Raw genomic sequence first — 21138 nt, forward strand, 5'->3', positions numbered from 1 at the left:
CCGGCCCGCTCACGGCACCCGCACGGCCGTACGCTGTTCAGCCTCGCGCGTCCGTATATCGGTGCCGCTTCCGCGAAGTTGCCTGCGTGTAAACGCAGTTCACGGCGGTCGGTGCGGTCACCCCAGTGATCGTTCGAGGAAGTCCACCTGGAGCAGCAGGAGGTTCTCGGCGACCTGCTCCTGCGGGGTCATGTGGGTGACGCCGGACAGGGGGAGCACCTCGTGCGGGCGGCCCGCGGCGAGCAGCGCCGAGGACAGGCGCAGCGTGTGGGCGGCCACCACGTTGTCGTCGGCCAGGCCGTGGATGATCATCAGGGGGCGGTCCGGCCCGGCGGGGGAGGACAGGCCCTCGTCGGTCACCAGCGAACTGCGGAGGTAGGCCTCGGGGTCCCGGTCGGGGTCGCCCAGGTAGCGCTCGGTGTAGTGGGTGTCGTACAGGCGCCAGTCGGTGACCGGGGCGCCGGCGATGGCCGCGTGGAAGACGTCGGGGCGGCGCAGGACGGCGAGGGCGGCCAGATAGCCGCCGAAGGACCAGCCGCGGACGGCCACCCGGGACAGGTCCAGCGGGTAGCGTCGCGCGAGGTCCTGGAGGGCCTCGACCTGGTCGTCCAGGGTGAGCGTGAAGTCGCGGTGGATCGCCTTCTCCCAGGCCGGCGAGCGGCCCGGGGTGCCCCGGCCGTCGGCGACGATCACCGCGAAGCCCTGGTCGGCGAACCACTGCGAGGTCAGATGGGCGTTGTGGGCGGCCACCACGCGGGCGCCGTGCGGGCCGCCGTAGGGGTCGAGCAGCACCGGAAGGGGAGTGTCACCGGGGTAGTCCTTAGGCATAAGCACGGCGCACGGAATTCGGCGTGCGCCCCCCTCGGTGAGGGTCACGCCGGGGGACAAACCGGGATCTTCGGCAAACGATCGGACAGTCGCCGCCGGTTTTCCGTCACGCAGCACCTGGACATGCGTGCCCGGCCTGTCGAGCGTGGCGGACACCAGGACCGTCGTGTCCCCGGCCCGCACCGCCGAGTGCACCCCGGGCTCCTGCGACACGCGCTCCATGCCGAGTTCGTTCACCCGGTAGACGTGGATCTCGCCGGTCTGCGGGGACGGGGCCTCCTCGCCCGCCGAGGCCGTGACCAGCACATCACCGGGGCCCACGTCCAGCACCGCACGGATGTGCAACTGCGGCCCCGTCAGCGGACGTTCACCGACCGCCAGTACCCGCGCCCCGCCCTCGTCCGCGATCCGCACGAGCTGTCCGGACGGGTTCCAGCAGGGCACACCGGCGAAAAGTTCCAGCCATGTTGGATCTTCATCCGCGTGCACCATCCGGGTCGCCCCGGAGTCCGGGTCCACCGCCAGGAACAGCTGGCTGCGCTGGTCCCGCGCCTGCACCAGGATCAGCGGCGCCCCCGCCTCTGACCAGTGCACTCGCGCCAGATACGGATAGCGCGCACGGTCCCAGAGGACCTCCGTGCGGGCGCCGTCCAGGCCGATGACGAACAGCCGTACGTCCGCGTTCCCCGTCCCCGCCGCCGGGTAGGCGACGTGGTCCGGCTCACGCTCCGGGTGGGCCGGATCCGCGATCCACCACCGCCGCACCGGCGTGTCGTCCGCGCGCGCCACGAGCAGCCGGTCCGACTGGGGAGCCCACCAGAATCCCCGCGAACGCGACATCTCCTCCGCCGCGATGAACTCGGCCAGCCCGTAGGTGACCGCGTCCGACTCCGGCTCGGCCAGCGCCCGGTCGTCCTCGCCCTCGGCGCCCACCACCCGCAGGGCGCCCTGCGCGACGTACGCCACGTGCCGCCCGTCGGGCGCGGGCCGCGGGTCGATCACCGGTCCGGGCACGGGGAGTTCGCGGGTCGTGCCGGTCGGCAGTCCGGCCGTGAAAAGCCGCCCTGACAAGGCGAAAGCCGCCAACTCCAGGGCGGCGTCGGTGGCATAGCCGACGATGCCGGCGCCACCTTCCCGGCTGCGCTCCCGGCGTGCCCGCTCCTCGGGCGAGAGCTCTTCCGAAGCGCCGTGCAGGAGGGCGTGCGGGTCGGCGGCGATGCGCTCCGTGCCGCTCGCCGGATCGAGAATCCACAGGGAGTTGGCCCGGTCCGTGCCCGAACCGGAACGCAGGAACGCGACACGCGAGCCGTCGGGTGCCACGGTGAACGCGCGCGGCGCGCCGAGCGTGAACCGCTGCGTGCGGGCGTGCCGACGGGGGAAGGAGTCAGCCTCGGTCGTCATACCCCGACCATATTGGCCATGCGCCCCCTTGTGCGGCCGTGCGCCGAGCGATGCGCGAGCACGGATAGTTATGATCACTACCGCTGAGTGGGTATGAACCCGCTGGCGTGTGCATGGAATTGATCTACCGATCTACAACCGAGTCACAACCCCCATAGTCCGAACCCCCCGTGTACCTGGGATCTTTGGAGGTGAGCCGCCGTGGCACTCTCGATTTCGGCGGTGGTGCTGCTGGCGATCATCGTCTTCCTGCTGATCAAGAAGTCAGGGCTGAAGGGCGGCCATGCGGTGGTCTGCGTCCTGCTCGGCTTCTATCTCGCCTCCTCGACGGTCGCTCCCACGATCAGCGAGCTGACGACGAACGTCGCCAGCATGATCGGCAGCATCAAGTTCTGACGCATTCTGCTGCCTCCTGCTGCCCGGCTTCGTAAGCTTTACCCTCCGAGGACGAGCGAACGCTGGGGGCGGCGGGTGGACGAGCAGGACGTGGACAGACGGCTCCGGGAACTGGCGAAGGCATCACCCAACTTCGGGCGTCTGTACGGGTACCAGCCGCTTCTCGCGATCTACGGTTCGCAGGCCGAACTCACCGTCCTGACCAACCCGAACGCCGCCTATGTCAGTGCGGGGCAGTTCGGTGAGGTGCTGGCCGAGGAGTTCGTCACCCGCACGGGTACCTGCGTCCAGGGCACGACACAGTTCGACCGCCTCAACGCGCTTACGCGCGCGGGCGTGCTCGTCGGCTGGAGCCGTGAGGCGTTCGACAAGCTGCGCCGGGGCCGCAACGACGCCGCGCACAACCACCTCTTCGACACGACGAAGGCGCTGGAAGCCCTGAAGCTGTGCTGGCAGCTGGGCGACCTCTTCGACCGGGCCATGGGCGGCACGCGCACGGTGACGGCGTTCGTACCCCCTACGCTCCCGGCCGAGACGGTAGCGACGGATCCCGAGGAGACCGCACAGCTGCGCGAGGCGCTGGAAGGGCATCGACGCACGCTGGCAGAGTCTCGCGTCAAGCTCTCGGAGACCAGCGACCGGCTGGAGGCCGAACGGCGGGCACGCGCCGAGGCCGAGGCACTGATCGCCCATGTCGAACAGGCCAAGGCCACCTACGCCGCACAGGTCGAGGAATTGCAGGCGCAGGTCGCGGAGCTCCGGGCAGCGCACCAGCACCGGTACGACCTCGAACGCCTCCAGCCCCGCAAGATCGCCTCCGCAGCGCGCGAGGCCATCGTGGAGCGCGCCCAGCGCCCGGCACCGCTCAACGAGGTGCAGGCCCGGGCGAAGATCGACGCGATGCTCGTCAAGGCGGGCTGGGTGATCCAGGACAAGGCGGATGCCAACCCGCTGGACGAGCGCAGCAAGGGCGTCGCCGTCCGCGAGTTCACCGTGGCGACCGGCCGTGCCGACTACGTCCTCTACGTCGACGGGAAGATCGTCGGCGTCATCGAGGCCAAGCGTGAGGGAACGCCGCTGTCCGGTGCTCTCGCCCAGAACGAGCGCTACGCGGCGGGTGTGCTCAAGGAGCACGCCATGGCGGTGTGGCGCCGCGAGGAGCCCTTCGCGTTCCGCTACGCCACGACCGGCACGGAGACGTACTTCGTCAACCGGATCGACCCGGAGGCCCGTTCCCGCGAGGTCTTCACCTTCCACCGCCCGGAGACCCTCGCGGCGTGGATGCGGTACGCCGACGAGCACCCGGACGCGCCCACGTTCCGGGCGGCGCTGCGCACGAGCATGCCGCTGCTGGAGACGCACGGTCTACGCATGGCCCAGGTGGAGGCGATCACGGGCCTGGAGGGCTCGCTGGCCGCCGACAAGCCCCGTGCCCTCATCCAGATGGCCACGGGCGCCGGCAAGACCTTCACGGCGGTCACGGAGACCTACCGTCTGCTTCGCCACGCGGGTGCCCGCCGGGTCCTCTTCCTCGTCGACCGCAACAATCTCGGCCGCCAGGCCCGCGCGGAGTTCGACAAGTACCGCACGCCGGACGAGAACCGGAAGCTGACCGACCTCTACAACGTCGACATGCTGGGCCGCGGCGGGCTCCAGGACACGTCTTCGGTCGTGGTCTCGACGATCCAGCGTATGTACGCGCTCCTCAAGGGCGAGCCACTGACGGACGAAGCGGAGACGACGGACGAACCGGAGACGGACGAATCGGCGGGCGCCGCGCTGGACGAGACGTACACGGCGGACGAGCCGATCACCGTCGAGTACAACCCGGACGTCCCCATCGAGTCCTTCGACGTGATCGTCGTGGACGAGTGCCACCGCTCGATCTACGGACTGTGGCGCGGGGTCCTGGAGTACTTCGACGCCCACCTCGTGGGCCTCACCGCCACGCCCACCCGCCAGACCAAGGGCTTCTTCGACAACAACGAGGTCTCGAAGTACACCTACGAACAGGCTGTCGCCGACGGGGTCAACGTCGACTTCGACATCGTGCGCCTCAACACCGACCTGCGCGAGAACGGCGGTGCGAAGATCGAGAAGGGCACGACCGTCCGGATCCGGGACCGGCAGACCCGTGCCCAGCGGTACGAGGAACTGGACGACGACTTCACCTACACCACCTCACAGCTGGGCCGCTCGGTGATCACCGAGGACGAGATCCGGGCCGTGCTGACGACCTACAAGAACAACTGGCAGCGGTGGTTCCCCGGCCGCGCCGACCTCCCCAAGACCCTGGTCTTCGCCGCGGGTGACGACCATGCCGAAGAGGTTCTGAAGCAGGTCAAGGAGGTCTTCGACCGGGGCGACGAGTTCGCGAAGAAGATCACCTATCGGTCGCGGGCGAACGGGGACGACCCCGACTCGCTCATCAACGACCTGCGCAACTCACCTCGCCTGAGGGTGGCCGTGACCGTCGACATGATCGCCACCGGCACGGACGTGAAGCCGCTGGAGTGCGTGATCTTCCTGAGGTCGGTGAAGAGTCCGGTGCTCTTCGAGCAGATGAAGGGACGAGGGGCCCGCTCCATCGCCCCGGACGACCTGAAGAAGGTGACACCGGATGCGGCACCCGACCTGACGAAGGACCGTTTCGTCCTCATGGACGCGGTGGGTGTGACCGACTCGCCTCTGGTGGACGCCCGGCCTCTGATCCCGGCCGGCGAACAACGCGGCGTCTCGCTGGCGAAGCTGCTGGACAAGGCGGGCACACGGTCGCTGACGGCGGACGAGGCCGAGACCCTGGGGCGCCGCCTGGCCCGCATCGACCGCCAGCTGGGCGAGGAGGAGAAGACCCTCCTGACCCAGACGTCCGGCGGCGTCAGCCTGGCCGACCTGGCCCGGCGCATCGCGGACGCGGTGGACGTCGACACCCAGGACCAGGCTCGCCACGAAGGCGGCCCCGAGCTGGCCCGGAAGAAGGTCCAGGACGCCGTGGCGCCCCTCACCTCGCGCCCGGAGCTGCGCAAGCTGATCCTCGAGATCCGCCACCAGCAGGACCTCACATACGACGAGACGACAGAGGTGCTCGTCACGGAGCTTCGCGAGATACCCCGCGAGGAGCGGGCCCGCAAGGAACTCGTGGAGTGGAACGGACTCCTCACCAAGGAGCAGCAGGACGAGAACGCGGCGATCCGCGTCGCCCTGGGCAGCGGGGCGCGTGTCAGTCCGCGCGAGGCGCGTACTGCGCTGAAGGAACTCGCGGCCAAGGTCCGCGCGACCAACCGCGCCTGGACGCCGACGGTCCTGTGGGACCACTACGAGCAGCTCGGCAAGGCGGCAGCCAGCCCCGGCAAGGAGGCGGGCCTGGGCGATCTCATACGCCTCATCCGCTACGAGCTCGGCGCGGATGACGAGCTCCGCCCGTACCGTACGGTGGTCGAGGAGCGCTTCGAGGGTTGGCTGCTGCGGCAGCGGCAGGCGGGTGTGGAGTTCAATGACGACCAGCTGTGGTGGCTGGAGCGGATAAGGAACGCCATTGCCGCCGACATCGGCATCGAGCCGGGAGACTTCGGACACGCACCTTTCTCCGAGCGCGGCGGAGGCCGGGGCTTCATGCGAGCGTTCGGGGAGAAGGACAAGGCGTTGGAACTGTTGGATGAGCTGAATCAGGAACTGGCTTGAGTGTGAGCGTGGACGGGGAGAGGGAGCTTCCGGCGGGGTGGGCTTGGGCCAAGTTGGGGGACATCGCCGATACGGCGCTCGGTAAGATGCTGGACAAGAAGCAGTCCACGGGACTGCACCCGACACCCTATTTGCGCAACGTCAATGTGCAATGGGGCAGGATTGACAGCACTGACCTCTCAACTATGGACATCGAGCCGGAGGAGAAAGGCCGGTTCACGGTCTCCATGGGGGACCTGATTGTCTGCGAGGGCGGGGAGATCGGGCGCTGCGCTATTTGGAATGTGCCTGAGCCCATCGCTTATCAGAAGGCGCTCCATCGTGTACGCCCTTCGTCTGTGCTGGAGACCAAGTACTTGCGCTACTACCTGGAGCACGCCGCATCTTCTGGGAAGCTTGTGCGTTTTGCGACAGGGAGCACCATCAAGCACCTACCACAGCAGCGACTGCGTGAGGTACCCGTTCCGTTGCCGCCGGTTGCTGAGCAGCGCCGCATCGTCGAGGTGCTCGAAGAGCAGTTGTCGCGGCTTGATGCGGCCGTCGCGAGTTTGGATTCATGCCAAGGGCGGGCGCACGGCTTGCGTTCAGCAGCTATGACGGTCGCGCTGCAAAGGGTTGACGATGCGGCCACGAAGCGGCTCGGCGAACTTATAAAGGAGCCGCTGCGTAACGGGCATTCTGCGAAGGCGACTTCGGACCCGTTTGGTATTCGTACGCTCAATCTGACGGCAGTCACTCAGGGTGTGTTCAGCGACACCAATACCAAGCTGACCGTGGCTGACCCGCACAGAGTGCGGGACCTGTGGCTGACCCGGGGAGACATTCTCGTTCAAAGGTCGAACACGCCGGAGCTCGTCGGCACCACGGCCATGTACGAGGGGGCCGATGATTGGGCTATCTTTCCGGATCTTCTGATTCGAGTCCGCGTGAATGATGACGTACTCCCTGAATATGTGACCCTGATTTTGCAGAGTCGACGTGGCCGTTCCTATTTCAGGGCCCGGGCGAAAGGGCTCGCGGGTTCGATGCCCAAGATCGATCAGTCGACGATCGAGAATTTCACCATGCCTGTTCCGTCTCTTGAGGTGCAGGAACGCGTCGTCGTGGAAGTGCGCGACGAAATGGAACGTGTCGCCCGTGTCTCCTCGGAACTGGACCGTGCACGACGAAGGTCGGTCGGACTGCGAAACGCGCTACTGTGCACAGCCTTCGACGGCAAACTGGTCCATCAGGATCCGCGCGACGAAGCAGCCCAGGTCGCGCTGGCCCGTGTCACTGCCGACCGCGCCGCTCAGCCCAAGACCAAGCGCCCCCGCAAGGCCGCGGTCAAGAGGTCGGCAAAGGCCCCCGCCCCGCGAGCCGCAGAAGCAATCGGACCCGCCCCCGAACCAACCCCCGCCCCCGCCCTCGCCGTACAGCAGGAGTTCGACCTGTGACCGCCCCCGCAGACGCCCAGCAGCCTGCCGAACAGTCCGCCCAGACGGCCAAGGTCGTTGCCCAGACCAACACCCTGGTCTCCAAGCTCTGGAACTACTGCAACGTCCTCCGCGACAACGGCATGTCCACCATTGAGTACGTCGAGCAGCTCTCCTACCTGCTCTTCCTCAAGATGGTCGACGAGATCGAGAATGATCCGTGGGACGGGCACGACATGAGTGCGATCGTCCCGGTCAAGTACAACTGGCAGTCGCTGGCAGGCAAGCGTGGCGCCGAGTTGGAGAAGCACTACCGCGACATCCTCGAACACCTCGGCAGCCAGCCCGACACCACCATCGGCACGATCTTCGCCGACGCCCAGAACCGGATCACCAAGCCCGCCCTTCTGGAGAAGCTCGTCGTTGAGCTGATCGGCCGGGAAGAGTGGACCGTCACCGGGACGGACCTGAAGGGCGACGCCTACGAAGGTCTGCTCGCCAAGGGCGCCTCCGACACCAAGACCGGCGCCGGCCAGTACTTCACGCCCCGCGCGCTCATCGACGCCATGGTCGACGTCATGCAGCCCGGCCCGGACGACACCATCACCGACCCTGCCTGCGGCACCGGCGGCTTCCTCATCGCGGCCCACGCCTACATCCGCGAGCACCACATGAAGACCATGTCGCTGGACGAGCGCATGGCCTACGACGGTGGTCGCAAGATCTGGGGCAACGAACTCGTCACCGGCACCGCCCGCCTCGCCGCCATGAACATGCTCCTCCACGGCATCGGCAAGAGCGACGGTCCCAGCCTCATCACCGTCGGCGACGCCCTCGCCGACAAGCCCAGCGGCAAGCACGCCACCCTCGTCCTCGCCAACCCTCCCTTCGGCCGCAAGTCCGCGATCACCGTGATCGGTCAGGACGGCGAGGTCGAGAAGGAGGACATCCAGTACGACCGCGACGACTTCACCGCGACGACGACCAACAAGCAGCTCAACTTCCTGCAGCACATCATGTCGCTCACTGCTGTCGGGGGACGTGCCGCCGTCGTCCTGCCCGACAACGTCCTCTTCGAGGGCGGCGCCGGTGAGAAGGTCCGCCGCAAGCTCCTGGACGAGTTCGACCTGCACACCATCCTGCGACTGCCCACCGGCATCTTCTACGCAGGCGGCGTCAAGGCCAACGTCCTCTTCTTCGACAAGAAGCCCCCGCGCGCAGACGGCAAGCCGCACACCACCGAGACGTGGGTCTACGACTTCCGCACCGGCCAGCACTTCACGCTCAAGCAGCGCCCGCTCACCCGAGGCCACCTGAACGACTTCGTGGCGGCCTACCGTCCCGGCGAGCCCCGGTCGGCCCGTGTCGAGTCCGAGGACGAGAACGGGCCGTTCAAGAAGTTCGGCTACGAGGAACTCGTCGCCCGCGACAAGGTCAACCTCGACATCACGTGGATGAAGGACCCGGCCCTCGACGACGCCGACAGCGGTCTGCCGCCCGAGGTGATCGCCGAGGAGATCGTCCGCGACCTCCAGTCCGCTCTCAACGAGTTCACGGCCATCGCCCGTTCCTTGGGCGGCGAGGTCGATGTACCGGAGGCCGAGGTCGAGTAACCGACCCGTCGGCTCAGTCTTCGGACGCGTACGACACGAAGTGAGCCCAGGCCCCCGGCGTCAGCATGAGCCGGGGGCCCTTGACGTTCTTGGAGTCGCGGACGTGGACAGTACGGGGTGCTATGGCGATCTCTACGCAGGAGTCGCCCTCGGGACCATCGCTGTAACTGCTCTTGAACCACGCCAGCTCGGAAATGCCACCTGCAGCGGTCTCGCGGATCATGCTTCTCCCAGCAGTTGCTCGATAAAGGCCAGCGACTCCCGTGGGGAGAAGGCCTGAGCCCGGATGGTGCTGTACCGCAGCTCCAGGATGCGGAGCTGCTTCGGATCAGAAGTCGGGCGACCGTTGAACGCTCCATCGGAGCGGCCTACGGCCGTACCGTCCTCGAACTTCAGCACCTCGATCTTGCCGCTCAGTCCGGGGTGGGCACCGGAGTCCGTCGGCATCACCTGCAGGGTGACATTGCGTAGCCCAGTCACCTCCAGCAGATGTTCGAGCTGCTGACGCCACACCATTGTGCCTCCAACCCTTCGGCGCAGCGTCACCTCTTCCTGGACGAAGCTGAGTGCCGGTGCCGGGTCCCGCTCGAAGATGGACTTACGGCCCATGCGTGCGGCGACCAAGCGTTCCAACTCGGTTTCCGAGTAGGCGGACTGGGATACCTCGAACAAGGCCCGCGCATGCTCCGGTGTCTGCAACAGACCATGGATGCTGAGCCCGACGTACACTCCCATCTCCACAGCCTTGGCTTCCAGCTCGGCCAGTTCCCGCACCTTCTTCGGGTACCGAACCTTCTCCACGTCCTCCTTCATCGCGGAGAGCAGTCCACCCGCCCTCAACAGCTTGTCGGCCTTGTCCAGATACTCCGGCCGGGGAATCCGCTTGCCGCCCTCGATCTTGTAGACCATGTCCTCGCCGTAGCCGACGACCTTGCCGAAATCGCCGGCCTTCATCCCCACCGCCTCCCGTCGCAGCTTCAGCTGCCGCCCGACGGTAGCGATGACCGCGACACCCCACTCGTCGTCCGGGTCCACCTCCCAACCCGGCTCATCCGTCTCATCCTTGAGCCGTTCCGCATCTCCGTCGACCGTCATCAGCGCGCGCCCCTCCGTCGTACCGTCGTGCCGCAACGCCCGTACCCGTACATCCGCTGCCGACAAGCCCGTACACCACCGGACAACCACCGGACAGTCACCGTACGCAACGGCGTAATCACTCATCACGGTAAGCGTCACCGGCCACTCTGAGTGACGTGAATCAGGAAATCGCCGAGGCCACGGCTCAACTCGATGGCCACATCCTCAACTTCAGCGTTCTGCTGTCCTGTACCCCGCGCGGTGCCCGCCTGGCTCGGCTGCTCGCGGCCGACCAGCTCCGCGACTGGGGGCTTCCGCCGGCCCCCGCGACCCACATCGTCGCCGAGCTGGCAGCCAACGCCGCCACTCACGGCCGCCTTCCCGGGCGCAGCTTCCGTCTCACGCTGTACGTGGTCGGCCGCACCCTGCGCGTCGAAGTCACCGACACGCGCGGTGACCGTCTGCCCAGGCTCCAAGTGGCGGACACGCACGCCGAGTCCGGCCGTGGCCTGCTGCTCGTAGATGCGCTCGCCGATCGCTGGGGTGTCGCCGAGGGCCGTTTCCCGCGCAAGACCGTCTGGGCCGAACTGCGCCTTCCAGCACCGGATCCCGCTCCCACGGGTTCCGGTGACGCCCGCGACTGAAGAGCAAAGAACCGCGGGGAAAAGAACCCCACCAAACCCCACCCCTCCCGCCCGTGGCCCGCGCTCACTCGGCCGGGTGAACATCCCCGGATCGACTGGATTCCGCGGCCCCCGGCACCCCTACGCTCAGCGCAACACAACCGCAGACATGCGACGGCCCCCGCCGGGACGGCAATCCCAGTGCGAGGGCCTGACCACCGAGGAAGAGAAGAGCTTCCCGATGGGTACCCAGCACCCTAGCGTGCCGCCGCGCGCCCAGGCCCGTATCGCGGGCAACAAGCACCCGAACCGGGGCCACCACGCCAGTGGGCTCATCCACGACCACACCCGCCACACCACCAGCTTCACGGTGATCGGCAACCACCTCACCCAGCACCCGGACCTCTCCCTCCTCGCGATCGGCCTGGCCTGTCACATCCAGTCGCTGCCGAAGGGCGCCCGCGTCGACATCAAGACTCTCGCCGCCCGCTTCCCCGAGGGAGCGACCCGTATCGCCGCCGCACTGCGTGAACTGGAGTCCCACGGCTACCTCCGCCGCGAACGTCAACGCGTCCCCGGCGGCCGCATCGTCACCCGCACGACCTCTTGCAACCAGCCTGCGGCCCGGCGCCACGCCGACAGGCCGAGCTGCCCCGACCGCCCCGTCCCCCGGACGACAGCGACACCCAGCGGCCACACACCCGACCGCACCCGCAAACCTCTCCCCGCTGTACCCCAGCCGGCCTGCACCGCCCCGGCCTTGGTCCAGTCCGCCGCCGATCTCCTCGCCGATCTGCGTCGCCACGATCCACGCCTACTCCTGTCAGCAGCCGACGCGGCACACCTGGCCCCCGGCGTCGCCGCCTGGCTGGAGCGCGACGTCAGCCCCACCGCCGTACGGCAGGCACTGACCGCCGACCTGCCGTCCGAGGGGCTGCACCGGCCCGCCGCCCTGCTGGCCCACCGCCTCGCCGCCCAGCTGCCGCCCCCACCCCCGTTCCGCGCACCGGCCGCCCCGCCGCCCGTACGGCACCCGCTCCAGACCTGCGAAGGCTGTGACCGCGCCTTCCGAGCGCCCGGACCCGGCCGCTGCCGCGACTGCCGATGCGATGTCCCGGAGGCCGCCTAGCATGAACGTGACGATCCTTGCCCCTGGGCACAGAAGACGAGGAGCGAGCGCCATGACCATCGCACCGGACGACTCACGGCAGGGCGCTTCGCACCGGTACCGGGCCATGCGGGACTTCGTGCAGTCCACGGACGACACCGTCCCGGGCAAATTCGAGATCACCAAGGAAGGGATCGTCCACGACATGATGTCGCCCATCGGCCGGCATGAGCTGACGGCGCTACGGCTCCGAAAGCGCCTGGAGAAGGCGATGCCGGAAGAGATCGTGGCTCATACCGGTGAGCCCGACGTGGAGGACGCGCCCGAGGCCATCATGAGGCGCCCCGACGTCATGGTGATCGCAGAAGAGGACATGGATACGGAGGGTTCCATCGACCCTCGTGCGCTCATCGCCGCCATCGAGATCGTCTCCCGCTCCAACCCGGACAACGACTGGGTGGGCAAGGTTCGCGACTATCCCCTGATGGGCATCCCCGTCTACGCGATCTTCGACCCTCGTACCGGCACTGGTGCCGTCCTGTCTGACATCCACTCCACCCCGGAGGGCCCCCGCTACGCCACGCGCAAGGATTTCGTCTATGGCGAGGACATCACGATCGCCGACTGGACGATCTCGACGGACGGTCTGCCGCGGTACAAGGACGAGAGCGGCGAGGATCCCCGGCCCTGACGCCGAAGGGCGTGTTCCGGATGCGGATGGGCCGGTTTCGGCCACCTTGATCCGGGACGCCCTCGCCTGGCTTGACTGACCCCCCTGAGTCTCGGGAATCGTTCTCGTAAAGATCGTCACGAAGAGTTCCCACGGGGTAGCGCATGTCCATTTCCAGACCGCAGACACGGCAGTTCGATGCGTTCATGACGAACCTGTCCTACGCCCGGCGCATGGTCAAAGCGGGTGCCATGCTCACGCCCTTCCGGTCTCCCACGATCGACATCGACGACTTCTACAGGGCAGCCTGGGTTCAGGCGGTCGCGGCCATCGATCACTGGCTGCACGAGGAGGTCCTGCGTCGGGTCGCCGAGCTGGCGGCCAAGGACAGCCCCGAGATGCCGTACCAGCTCCGGGTGTACGAGTTGCCCTTGCACAGGGTCGAGGCCGTGCGGCGCGGCGACGTCACCCTGTCCGAAGCTGTGGTCGAGCACCTACGGGAGAAGCTCTCGGGGCAGGCACTCCAGCATCCCGGAAAGATCTCCGAAGTGCTCAAGCTCGTGACGGAAAAGAAGGTCTGGTACGAGGCGGCGGGGTGCATCAACAAGGAGTTCTTCCAGGAGCGCACCTCGCTCAACGAGAAGAAGCTTCGCAGCCGCTATCTGGAGATCACTCAGCGGCGCAACAAAATCGCGCACGACGCCGACCTGATCGACGGCGATCTCGAGCAGCGGCGCCCCATTGACGAGGCGGAGGTGACGGACGCCATCGACTGGATCGAGCGGATTGCGCTGGCTGTCGCCCATGTGCTGGACAGTGAAGAATGAGAAGCGACCAGGAGGTGGCAGGCGAGAAGGCGGCCGCCTCGTAGGGTGGTCCCATGACGGAACGGCCCTCCCGGCGACTGCTGCTGGTGCACGCGCACCCGGACGACGAGTCGATCAACAACGGCGCGACCATGGCCCGGTACGCGGCCGAGGGCGCCCATGTGACCCTGGTCACCTGCACCCTCGGTGAGCGCGGAGAAGTCATCCCGCCCGCCCTGCGCCATCTGACCGGCGCCGCCCTCGGCACGCACCGGCGCGGCGAGCTCACCGCCGCCCTGCGCGAGCTGGGCGTCGAGGACGTCCGGCTGCTCGGCGGCGCGGGCCGCTACGGCGACTCCGGGATGATGGGCATCGCGGACAACGACGATCCGGCCTGCTTCTGGCAGGCCGATGTGGACGAGGCCGCCGCCCTGCTGGCCGAGGTGATCCTGGAGGTCCGCCCCCAGGTCCTCGTCGCCTACGACGACAACGGCGGGTACGGCCACCCCGACCACGTCCAGGCCCACCGCGTCGCCATGCGCGCCGTGGAACGGGCGGCCGAGCAGGGGCACGAGATCGCCAAGGTCTACTGGAACCGGGTCCCCCGCTCCGTGGCGGAGGCCGCCTTCGCCCGTCTGGAGGACGAGCTGGACACACTGCCGTTCGAGAAGAGCGGCTCCGTGGCCGACGTACCGGGCGTGGTCGACGACGAGCGGATCACCACCGCCGTCGACGGCACCGCCCACGCCGAAGCCAAGGCCGCCGCGATGCGCGCCCACGCCACCCAGATCGAGGTCGCCCCGGGCCGCCCGTACTTCGCGCTCTCCAACGACCTGGCCCAGCCGCTGTTCACCACCGAGTACTACGAGTTGGTGCGCGGGACGGCACAGCCCGGCGAGAGCGACCTGTTCGCCGGCATCGAGGAGGCGTGATGAGCGACGCCGGACGCGGCCCCCTGCTCGCCCAGCCGCTGCAGCGCCCCTCCGCCGGGCGGATGGCCGCCTATGCCGGACTGTTCCTGCTCGGCGCGCTCGTCGGGCTCGCCGGGAGCCTGGTGCAGGCCGCCTGGTTCCCGGGCGGCCTGCTGCTCGCCCTCGCGGGCGCGGCCGGGACGTTCGTCGGCGGGGCGTACGTGCTCGGCGGCCGGGGCGGGGCGGTCGCGCCGGTCGTCGGCTGGATCATCGCCGTCATCCTGCTCGTCAACAGCCGCCCGGAAGGCGATTTCCTGTTCGGCGCGGGAGGCGGCTCCTACCTCTTCCTGCTCGGCGGCATGGCCCTGGCTGTGATCTGTGCCACCCTTGCCCCCGGGCGGCAACCCGGTGGCGGCCCCGCCCGACTTGGCAAGTGACGTACCACTTCGCCGTGCGGCGCAGGTGCGAGTCCGGTGTGGGTTTCCTCGGCGGTCATGGGATGCGCGCCAGACGCGGACAGTATGGTGGTGCGCGCCGCCGAGCTGCCCGCTGAGGTGTAACGGGCGGTGGAGCCAACCGGGAGAACCTGCCTTGAGTCGTGAAACTGACACTCCGTCCTCCGGGCCCAACGGGCGCGGCGGAGCCGCATACCCTTCGGGGACGCCCCCGTACGGCACCCCCATGGCTTCCGACACCGGTACGGACGGGGGCCGTTCGGCCACCCAGCCGGAGGAACGCAAGACCGAGACCACGCTGACGACGCGGATCCGGATCAACATCCCAGGATCGCGGCCCATCCCGCCGGTCGTCGTGCGCACGCCCGTCGCGGACAATGAGGGCGCCGGGGACGAAAAGGGCGCCGAGGCGCCGCCCGCCCCCGCCGCCGCTCCGCCCCAGAGCCCTGCCGAGCCGCCCGCCGAGCTCGCGGCGCAGGGCGAGGAGAAGACCAGCGACTGGTTCGCGCCCCGCAAGTCGGCCGCCCCCAAGGGCGGTCCGGGCGGCAGCGGCACGAACGGCGCCGGGACACCCGGCGGTTCCGCGACCGCCCCGGGCACGCCCGGCCCCCTGCCGGGCAGCCCCGCCGGATCCGGCGCCACCGGCGCCCGCCCCGGCGCCGGACGCCCCGGTGGCGTGGTCGGCTCCATGAGCGCGCCGGGCGCGCGGCCCGGTTCCACGAACGGCTCGGGCCTGCCCGGCGCCACCGGCGGCCCCGTGGCCCCGGGGCACGGCGGCGGCACCGGCTCCTTCGACGTCACCGAGGCGCTGGCCGCGAGTTCGCGGGGCGGTTCCCTGCCCGGCGCCTCCGGCGGCGACCCGAGCCGTGACGACCTGCCGTACTTCTCCGAGGGCGGCCAGAACGGACTCGGCGCCGGCACCGGTGCCGGCAGCACGAGGGGCCAGGGCGGGCCGGGCGGCCCCAGCGGCTTCAACGGACCCAACGGCCGGGGCGGCCCCGGCGGCCCGCAGGGCCCCGCGGGCCCGACCGGCGGCCCGGTCACCGGCGACAGCTCCCTCGTCCCGCCGGCCAGCGCGCTCAGCAACCTCGTCGGCGAGCCCGCCGAGTCCTTCGACGGCCCGGGCGGCTACGGCGGCCCCGGCGGCGCGAACGACCGCAACGGCCAGGGCGGTCCGCTCGCCCCCGGCGCCCTCGCGGGACCGGGTGTTCCGGGCCTTCCCGGCGTTCCGGGTGTTCCGGGCGGCGGGCTCAGTGACGACACCGCGATCCTCACCCCGCAGAAGCCGGCCCCCGAATCCGGCGCGCCCGGCTACCGCTCCCCGGACAACGTCTCCGGGCACACCGTCACCAGCGGCATCCCGGTCGTCCCCGCCGCCGGGAACTCCCCGTTCGGCACCGGCGCGAACCAGGACGGCCCGGTGCCCCACACCGCGCCCAAGCTGCCCGCCCCGGCCCCGCAGCCCAAGGCCAAGCCGAAGAAGAAGGGCCGCAGCAAGCTCGTGCTGCTCGGCGTCGGTGCGTTCGTCGTCGTGGGCGGTGCCTACGGCGCCGGGCTGCTGATGAACCACACCGACGTGCCCAAGGGCACCACCGTGCTCGGCGTGGACATCGGCGGCGGCACCCGCGACGACGCCGTCAAGAAGCTCGACGAGGCGTTCGGCGACCGGGTGAACAAGCCGCTGAAGCTGTCGGTGGGCGGCAGGACGGTCCCGCTCACGCCGGACAAGGCGGGCCTCCAGCTCGACAGCACCCTCACGGTCGCCGCGGCCGCGAAGAGCGACTACAACCCCGTCTCCGTGATCGGCTCCCTCTTCGGCCAGAACCGGGTCGTGGAGCCGGTCATGCCGGTCGACGAGGAGAAGCTCCAGGCCGCGCTCCAGCAGGCCGGCGGCGGTTCCGGCTCCGGCGCGGTGACCGAGGGCTCCATCGCCTTCCGGGCCGGCAAGGCCGTAGCGGTCTACGGCAAGGCGGGCAAGGCCATCGACGCGGGCCGCTCGACCCAGGCGGTCGAGCAGGCGTACCGCACGATGGTGGAGACGGGCACGGCGGCCCCGGTCACCGTGCCGACGGCCACCAAGCAGCCGACGGTCTCCAACGCCGAGGTCGACCGGGAGATGAAGGAGTTCGCCGAGCCGGCGATGTCGGCCAACGTCAAGGTGCAGACCGACGCGACGCACGTCGTCCTGATGAGCCCCGAGAAATCGCTCTGGAAGTTCCTCAGGGTGGTGTCCACCCCGGACGCCAAACTGGTCGACAAGCCCGATCTGGCCGCCCTTCAGCAGCTGTACGGCAAGACCTTCGACGGCGTACTCATCACCCGCGCCAACGGCAAGAAGACGGCCGTCACCCCGCAGGACGTCTACGTCGCCCTGCGCCAGGCGCTGACGAGCAAGACCAACCGGGTCGCCGTCATCGAGACCAACCCGAGCTGACACGCACGCACGAAGGCCCGTCCGCGAGGACGGGCCTTCACGCGTTCCCGGCGGCCACGCCGCACGACATGACAGGGCGGTGCCGCTCGGTATGACAACTGTCATCCGGCACTCGGGACCCCCGACACTGCCGGGCACGCGCACCCTCGGCCAGCATGGAGGGCATGACAACGACAGCGGCACCGGCCACCACCAGCCCGGTGGTCGGGTTCGACCAGGTGACCAAGACCTACGGGAACGTGAAGGCCGTCGACGGGATCTCGCTCCGGCTGTACCCGGGTGAGACCGTCGCCCTTCTCGGCCCGAACGGGGCCGGCAAGTCCACCACCCTCGACCTGCTCCTCGGCCTCAAGCAGGCAGACGGCGGCACGGTGAGTCTGTTCGGCGGCACCCCCCGTGAGGCCATCGTCACCGGCCGCGTCGGAGCCATGCTGCAGAGCGGCGGCCTGATGGACGAGGTCACCGTCGCCGAACTGGTGAAGCTGGCCTGCTCGCTGCACCCCAAGGCGTACAAGGCCGCGGACGTGATGGCCCGCGCCGGCATCACGCAGATCGCCGACCGCAAGGTCAACAAGCTCTCCGGCGGCCAGGCCCAGCGCGTCCGTTTCGCCCTCGCCACCGCCGGCGACAGCGACCTGATCATCCTGGACGAGCCGACCACCGGCATGGACGTCTCCGCCCGCCAGGCCTTCTGGGCCACCATGCGCGAGCAGGCCGACCAGGGCCGTACCGTCCTCTTCGCCACCCACTACCTCGAAGAGGCCGACGCCATCGCCGACCGGGTCCTGGTGCTGCACCGCGGCCGGCTCCTCGCCGACGGCACCGCCGCCGAGATCAAGGCCAAGGCGGGCGCCCGCAAGGTCTCCTTCGACCTGGAGGGGGAGACCGACGAGGCCGCCCTGCGCGCCCTGCCGTTCCTCACCTCGATCACCGTGTCCCACAGCGCCTCCGCCGCGGGGTCGGGCCAGACCGTCCGCATCCAGTCCTCCGACGCCGACGCCACCGTCCACGCCCTGTACGGCCTCGGCGTCTTCCCCCGCAATCTCGAAGTCGCCGGGCTCGGCCTTGAGCAGGCCTTCGTCGCCATCACGGAGGCCGAGGAGGCCAAGCAGTCATGAACGCCCTGATCAAGCTCGAACTCGCCCGCGCCCTGCGCAACAAGAAGTTCCTGTTCTTCTCGGTGCTCTACCCCTCGATGATCTACCTGATCTTCTCCAGCAGCTCCGGCTCGAACGAGAAGGTCAGCGACACCGGACTGACCGTCGCCACCTACCTGATGGTCTCCATGGCCTCCTTCGGCGCCCTGACCGCCGTCCTGATGGGCAACAGCGAGCGGATCGCCAAGGAGCGCGAGAGCGGCTGGGTACGCCAGCTGCGGCTCACCACGCTGCCCGGGCGCGGCTACGTCCTCGCCAAGACGGCCAGCGCGGCCGTGGTCAGCCTGCCGTCGATCGTCATGGTGTTCGTGGTCGCCGCCGCCGTGAAGAACGTACGCCTGGACGCCTGGCAGTGGTTCGCCCTCGCCGGTGTCATCTGGGCGGGCAGCCTCGTCTTCGCCGCGCTCGGCGTCGCCATCGGCTACGTCGCCTCCGGGGACGCGGTCCGTCCCATCACGATGATCGTCTACTTCGGCCTGTCGATCCTCGGCGGCCTGTGGATGCCCTCGACCACGTTCCCGCAGATCCTGCAGGACATAGCCAAGTGGCTGCCCACGCACGCGTACGCTGAACTGGGACGGGCCATCGAACAGAACCAGGCCCCCAGCGCGACGGACGTCGCCGTCCTCGCCGTCTACTTCGTCCTCTTCGCGGGCGGCGCGGCCTGGCTGTACCGGAAGGACACGCTGAAGGCGTGAACACGATGACGGAAGACCCGCGAGCCCGCGAGGAACGGTCCGAGGTGCAGGTGCGCATCGGCCAGGGACCCGGAAACCGGCGCGAGGTGCTGGTGAAGTCGCTGTGGATCGGCGTCTGGCTGGTCTTCCTCAGGACCCCGGTGAGGGACCTGACCTCGGCGCACCACACCGCCGCTGCCACCGTCGCCGGCTGGGCCGGCCTCACGGCCTTCGTCGTCACCTATCTGACACTGGTCTTCCGGAACATCGGACGGCCGTTCACACCGCGGGTCGTCGTCTCGCTCCTGGCGGTCCTCGGAGTCCTCGCGCCCCTGCTGGCCTTCACCCTCGGCAGCGACTGGCTCGGGCTCTTCGTCTACGTGTCGGTCGCCTGCGGGGCGACCCTGCCGGTCCGGGCCGCCTTCTGGGCGGTTCCTGCGACGACCGTGACGATGTATCTGGCCGGACTGGCCGACGGCCACAGCGAGGTGGACGAAAGCCTGCTCCTGGTCGTGCTCCTCGGGTTCGCGATGGTCGGCGTGGGCCAGCTGGTGCGTACGACCGTGGAGTTGCGCAAGGCGCGGGCCACCGTCGCCCAGCTCGCCGCCAACGAGGAGCGGCTGCGGCTCGCCCGCGACCTGCACGACCTGCTCGGCCACTCGCTCTCCCTGATCACGCTGAAGAGCGAGCTGGCCGGCCGGATGCTGCCCGACCACCCCGACAAGGCGGCCCAGCAGGTCGCCGACATCGAACAGGTCAGCCGCCAGGCCCTGGTCGACGTGCGCGAGGCCGTCACCGGCTACCGCCGCCCCCGCCTGGCCGAGGAACTCGCCGGCGCCCAGGTCGCCCTGACGGCCGCCGGAGTCGTCGCCGAGGTCCCGGCCGAACCCGACCTCACCGGTGTCCCCGAGGAGGCCGAGTCGGCCCTCGCCTGGGCGCTGCGCGAGGCCGTCACCAACGTGGTCCGGCACAGCGGCGCCGACAAGTGCCTGATCCAGCTCGTGCACCGGCAGACCCTGGACGGCCCGAGGTTCGAACTCTCCGTCGAGGACAACGGATCCGGCGGCAGCGGCAACGGGCCCGGCAACGGCCTGACCGGTCTCACGGAGCGTCTGGAGAAGGCCGGCGGCACCCTGGAGGCGGTCCGCATCAGGCGTGGATTCCGGCTGGTCGCCCGCGTACCCACGGCCACTTCGGTGGACGTAGGATCCGGGGCATGACGAGCACGATCAAGGTTCTTCTGGCCGAGGACCAGTCCATGGTCCGGGAGGCGCTGGCAGCACTCCTCGGCCTTGAGGACGACATCGAGGTCGTCGCTCAGGTCGCCCGCGGTGACCAGGTGCTGGCGGCCGTCGGCGCGCACGGCGTCGACGTGGCGCTGCTCGACATCGAGATGCCCGGCTGCACCGGCATCGAGGCGGCGGCCGAGGTGCACCGCGCGTTCCCCGCGGTCAAGCTCGTCGTTCTCACCACCTTCGGCCGTCCCGGCTATCTGCGCAGCGCCATGGAGGCCGGTGCCGACGCCTTCCTCGTCAAGGACGCTCCGGCCGCGCAACTCGCCGCCGCCGTCCGCAAGGTGCTGGCCGGTGAGCGGGTCATCGACCCCACCCTGGCCGCGGCCGCCCTGGCCGAGGGCGCCAATCCGCTCACCGAGCGCGAACGCGAGGTGCTGCGCGCGGCGGCCGACGGCTCCACCAACGCCGAGCTGGCCAAGGCCCTCCACCTCTCCCAGGGCACGGTCCGCAACTACCTCTCCACCGCGATCCAGAAGCTGGCGGTGCGCAACCGGGCGGAGGCGGTGCGGATCGCACGGGAGAAGGGCTGGCTGTGAGGAGGCCCGCCCTTCGGGGGCGCGGGGCCGAGTCGATCTGCGGCTCCGCCGTGGG

General features: G+C 69.4%; 18 protein-coding genes. 15 read left to right on the forward strand and 3 right to left on the reverse strand.

The features are described from left to right. Nucleotides 1–117: 117 nt before the first annotated feature. Nucleotides 118–2229, reverse strand: a complete 2112-nt coding sequence (locus ACFZCP_RS02000) for an alpha/beta fold hydrolase (RefSeq protein WP_391423205.1) — start codon at nt 2227–2229, stop codon at nt 118–120. A gap of 201 nt (nt 2230–2430) precedes the next feature. On the opposite strand from ACFZCP_RS02000, the gene ACFZCP_RS02005 reads away from it, so the two are divergent. From ACFZCP_RS02005 to ACFZCP_RS02020, 4 genes are all read left to right on the forward strand, one after another. Further along, a complete protein-coding gene (locus ACFZCP_RS02005; RefSeq protein ID WP_161287201.1) occupies nt 2431–2625 on the forward strand; it encodes a hypothetical protein in 195 nt (64 codons plus the stop codon). A gap of 90 nt (nt 2626–2715) precedes the next feature. Next, nucleotides 2716–6306: a DEAD/DEAH box helicase family protein gene (locus ACFZCP_RS02010; protein ID WP_391423207.1), complete on the forward strand. Its 3591-nt coding sequence runs from the start codon at nt 2716–2718 to the stop codon at nt 6304–6306. Between the two features lie 8 nt (nt 6307–6314). After that, on the forward strand, nt 6315–7742 hold the full coding sequence (locus tag ACFZCP_RS02015) for a restriction endonuclease subunit S (protein ID WP_391423688.1): 1428 nt from the start codon (nt 6315–6317) through the stop codon (nt 7740–7742). Next, nucleotides 7739–9334 (forward strand): N-6 DNA methylase, encoded by a 1596-nt coding sequence (locus ACFZCP_RS02020; RefSeq protein WP_391423209.1) that lies wholly within the window; start codon nt 7739–7741, stop codon nt 9332–9334. Before ACFZCP_RS02015 ends, ACFZCP_RS02020 begins: the two co-directional genes overlap by 4 nt. A gap of 13 nt (nt 9335–9347) precedes the next feature. Here the strand turns inward: ACFZCP_RS02020 and ACFZCP_RS02025 are convergent, their stop codons facing one another. Both ACFZCP_RS02025 and ACFZCP_RS02030 read right to left on the reverse strand, forming a co-directional pair. Then, nucleotides 9348–9557 carry a DUF397 domain-containing protein gene (locus tag ACFZCP_RS02025; RefSeq protein WP_391423211.1) on the reverse strand — a complete coding sequence of 70 codons (210 nt, stop codon included), beginning with the start codon at nt 9555–9557 and terminating at the stop codon, nt 9348–9350. Then, nucleotides 9554–10429: a Scr1 family TA system antitoxin-like transcriptional regulator gene (locus ACFZCP_RS02030; RefSeq protein ID WP_391423213.1), complete on the reverse strand. Its 876-nt coding sequence runs from the start codon at nt 10427–10429 to the stop codon at nt 9554–9556. Before ACFZCP_RS02030 ends, ACFZCP_RS02025 begins: the two co-directional genes overlap by 4 nt. A 158-nt stretch (nt 10430–10587) precedes the next feature. Here ACFZCP_RS02030 and ACFZCP_RS02035 point away from each other — a divergent pair, with 158 nt between their 5' ends. From ACFZCP_RS02035 to ACFZCP_RS02085, 11 genes are all read left to right on the forward strand, one after another. After that, the gene (locus ACFZCP_RS02035) at nt 10588–11055 is read left to right on the forward strand and encodes an ATP-binding protein (protein WP_391423214.1); all 468 of its coding nucleotides are present in this window, start codon (nt 10588–10590) and stop codon (nt 11053–11055) included. 220 nt (nt 11056–11275) lie between these two features. After that, entirely contained in the window at nt 11276–12163 is an 888-nt protein-coding gene (locus ACFZCP_RS02040) for a helix-turn-helix domain-containing protein (RefSeq protein ID WP_391423216.1), read from the forward strand. A 52-nt stretch (nt 12164–12215) separates the two neighbouring features. After that, nucleotides 12216–12833 (forward strand): Uma2 family endonuclease, encoded by a 618-nt coding sequence (locus ACFZCP_RS02045; RefSeq protein ID WP_391423218.1) that lies wholly within the window; start codon nt 12216–12218, stop codon nt 12831–12833. Between the two features lie 185 nt (nt 12834–13018). After that, a complete protein-coding gene (locus tag ACFZCP_RS02050) occupies nt 13019–13639 on the forward strand; it encodes a hypothetical protein (protein ID WP_391423220.1) in 621 nt (206 codons plus the stop codon). 53 nt (nt 13640–13692) lie between these two features. Beyond that, on the forward strand, nt 13693–14550 hold the full coding sequence (gene mshB, locus ACFZCP_RS02055; protein WP_362687952.1) for an N-acetyl-1-D-myo-inositol-2-amino-2-deoxy-alpha-D-glucopyranoside deacetylase: 858 nt from the start codon (nt 13693–13695) through the stop codon (nt 14548–14550). Then, a complete protein-coding gene (locus ACFZCP_RS02060; protein ID WP_362687949.1) occupies nt 14550–14966 on the forward strand; it encodes a DUF6113 family protein in 417 nt (138 codons plus the stop codon). The genes mshB and ACFZCP_RS02060 overlap by 1 nt, the downstream gene beginning before the upstream one ends. Nucleotides 14967–15120: 154 nt before the next feature. Beyond that, nucleotides 15121–17418 (forward strand): hypothetical protein, encoded by a 2298-nt coding sequence (locus ACFZCP_RS02065; protein WP_391423223.1) that lies wholly within the window; start codon nt 15121–15123, stop codon nt 17416–17418. A gap of 164 nt (nt 17419–17582) precedes the next feature. Next, nucleotides 17583–18536: an ATP-binding cassette domain-containing protein gene (locus ACFZCP_RS02070; protein WP_391423225.1), complete on the forward strand. Its 954-nt coding sequence runs from the start codon at nt 17583–17585 to the stop codon at nt 18534–18536. Continuing rightward, the gene (locus ACFZCP_RS02075) at nt 18533–19273 is read left to right on the forward strand and encodes an ABC transporter permease (RefSeq protein WP_391423227.1); all 741 of its coding nucleotides are present in this window, start codon (nt 18533–18535) and stop codon (nt 19271–19273) included. Before ACFZCP_RS02070 ends, ACFZCP_RS02075 begins: the two co-directional genes overlap by 4 nt. 5 nt (nt 19274–19278) lie before the next feature. After that, the gene (locus ACFZCP_RS02080) at nt 19279–20472 is read left to right on the forward strand and encodes a histidine kinase (protein WP_391423690.1); all 1194 of its coding nucleotides are present in this window, start codon (nt 19279–19281) and stop codon (nt 20470–20472) included. Then, nucleotides 20469–21083, forward strand: a complete 615-nt coding sequence (locus ACFZCP_RS02085; RefSeq protein ID WP_362687937.1) for a response regulator transcription factor — start codon at nt 20469–20471, stop codon at nt 21081–21083. Before ACFZCP_RS02080 ends, ACFZCP_RS02085 begins: the two co-directional genes overlap by 4 nt. The last annotated feature ends 55 nt before the right edge of the window (nt 21084–21138 follow it).

The organism is Streptomyces sp. NPDC007971, from assembly GCF_042958635.1.
In the GTDB taxonomy this organism is placed as follows: domain Bacteria; phylum Actinomycetota; class Actinomycetes; order Streptomycetales; family Streptomycetaceae; genus Streptomyces.

Coding starts and splice junctions, on each gene's coding strand:
- ACFZCP_RS02070 (WP_391423225.1), top strand. CDS start 17,583: ATGACAACGACAGCGGCACCGGCCACCACCAGCCCGGTGGTCGGGTTC.
- mshB (WP_362687952.1), top strand. CDS start 13,693: ATGACGGAACGGCCCTCCCGGCGACTGCTGCTGGTGCACGCGCACCCG.
- ACFZCP_RS02085 (WP_362687937.1), top strand. CDS start 20,469: ATGACGAGCACGATCAAGGTTCTTCTGGCCGAGGACCAGTCCATGGTC.
- ACFZCP_RS02030 (WP_391423213.1), bottom strand. CDS start 10,429: ATGACGGTCGACGGAGATGCGGAACGGCTCAAGGATGAGACGGATGAG.
- ACFZCP_RS02080 (WP_391423690.1), top strand. CDS start 19,279: ATGACGGAAGACCCGCGAGCCCGCGAGGAACGGTCCGAGGTGCAGGTG.
- ACFZCP_RS02060 (WP_362687949.1), top strand. CDS start 14,550: ATGAGCGACGCCGGACGCGGCCCCCTGCTCGCCCAGCCGCTGCAGCGC.
- ACFZCP_RS02000 (WP_391423205.1), bottom strand. CDS start 2,229: ATGACGACCGAGGCTGACTCCTTCCCCCGTCGGCACGCCCGCACGCAG.
- ACFZCP_RS02040 (WP_391423216.1), top strand. CDS start 11,276: ATGGGTACCCAGCACCCTAGCGTGCCGCCGCGCGCCCAGGCCCGTATC.
- ACFZCP_RS02025 (WP_391423211.1), bottom strand. CDS start 9,557: ATGATCCGCGAGACCGCTGCAGGTGGCATTTCCGAGCTGGCGTGGTTC.
- ACFZCP_RS02045 (WP_391423218.1), top strand. CDS start 12,216: ATGACCATCGCACCGGACGACTCACGGCAGGGCGCTTCGCACCGGTAC.
- ACFZCP_RS02050 (WP_391423220.1), top strand. CDS start 13,019: ATGACGAACCTGTCCTACGCCCGGCGCATGGTCAAAGCGGGTGCCATG.
- ACFZCP_RS02075 (WP_391423227.1), top strand. CDS start 18,533: ATGAACGCCCTGATCAAGCTCGAACTCGCCCGCGCCCTGCGCAACAAG.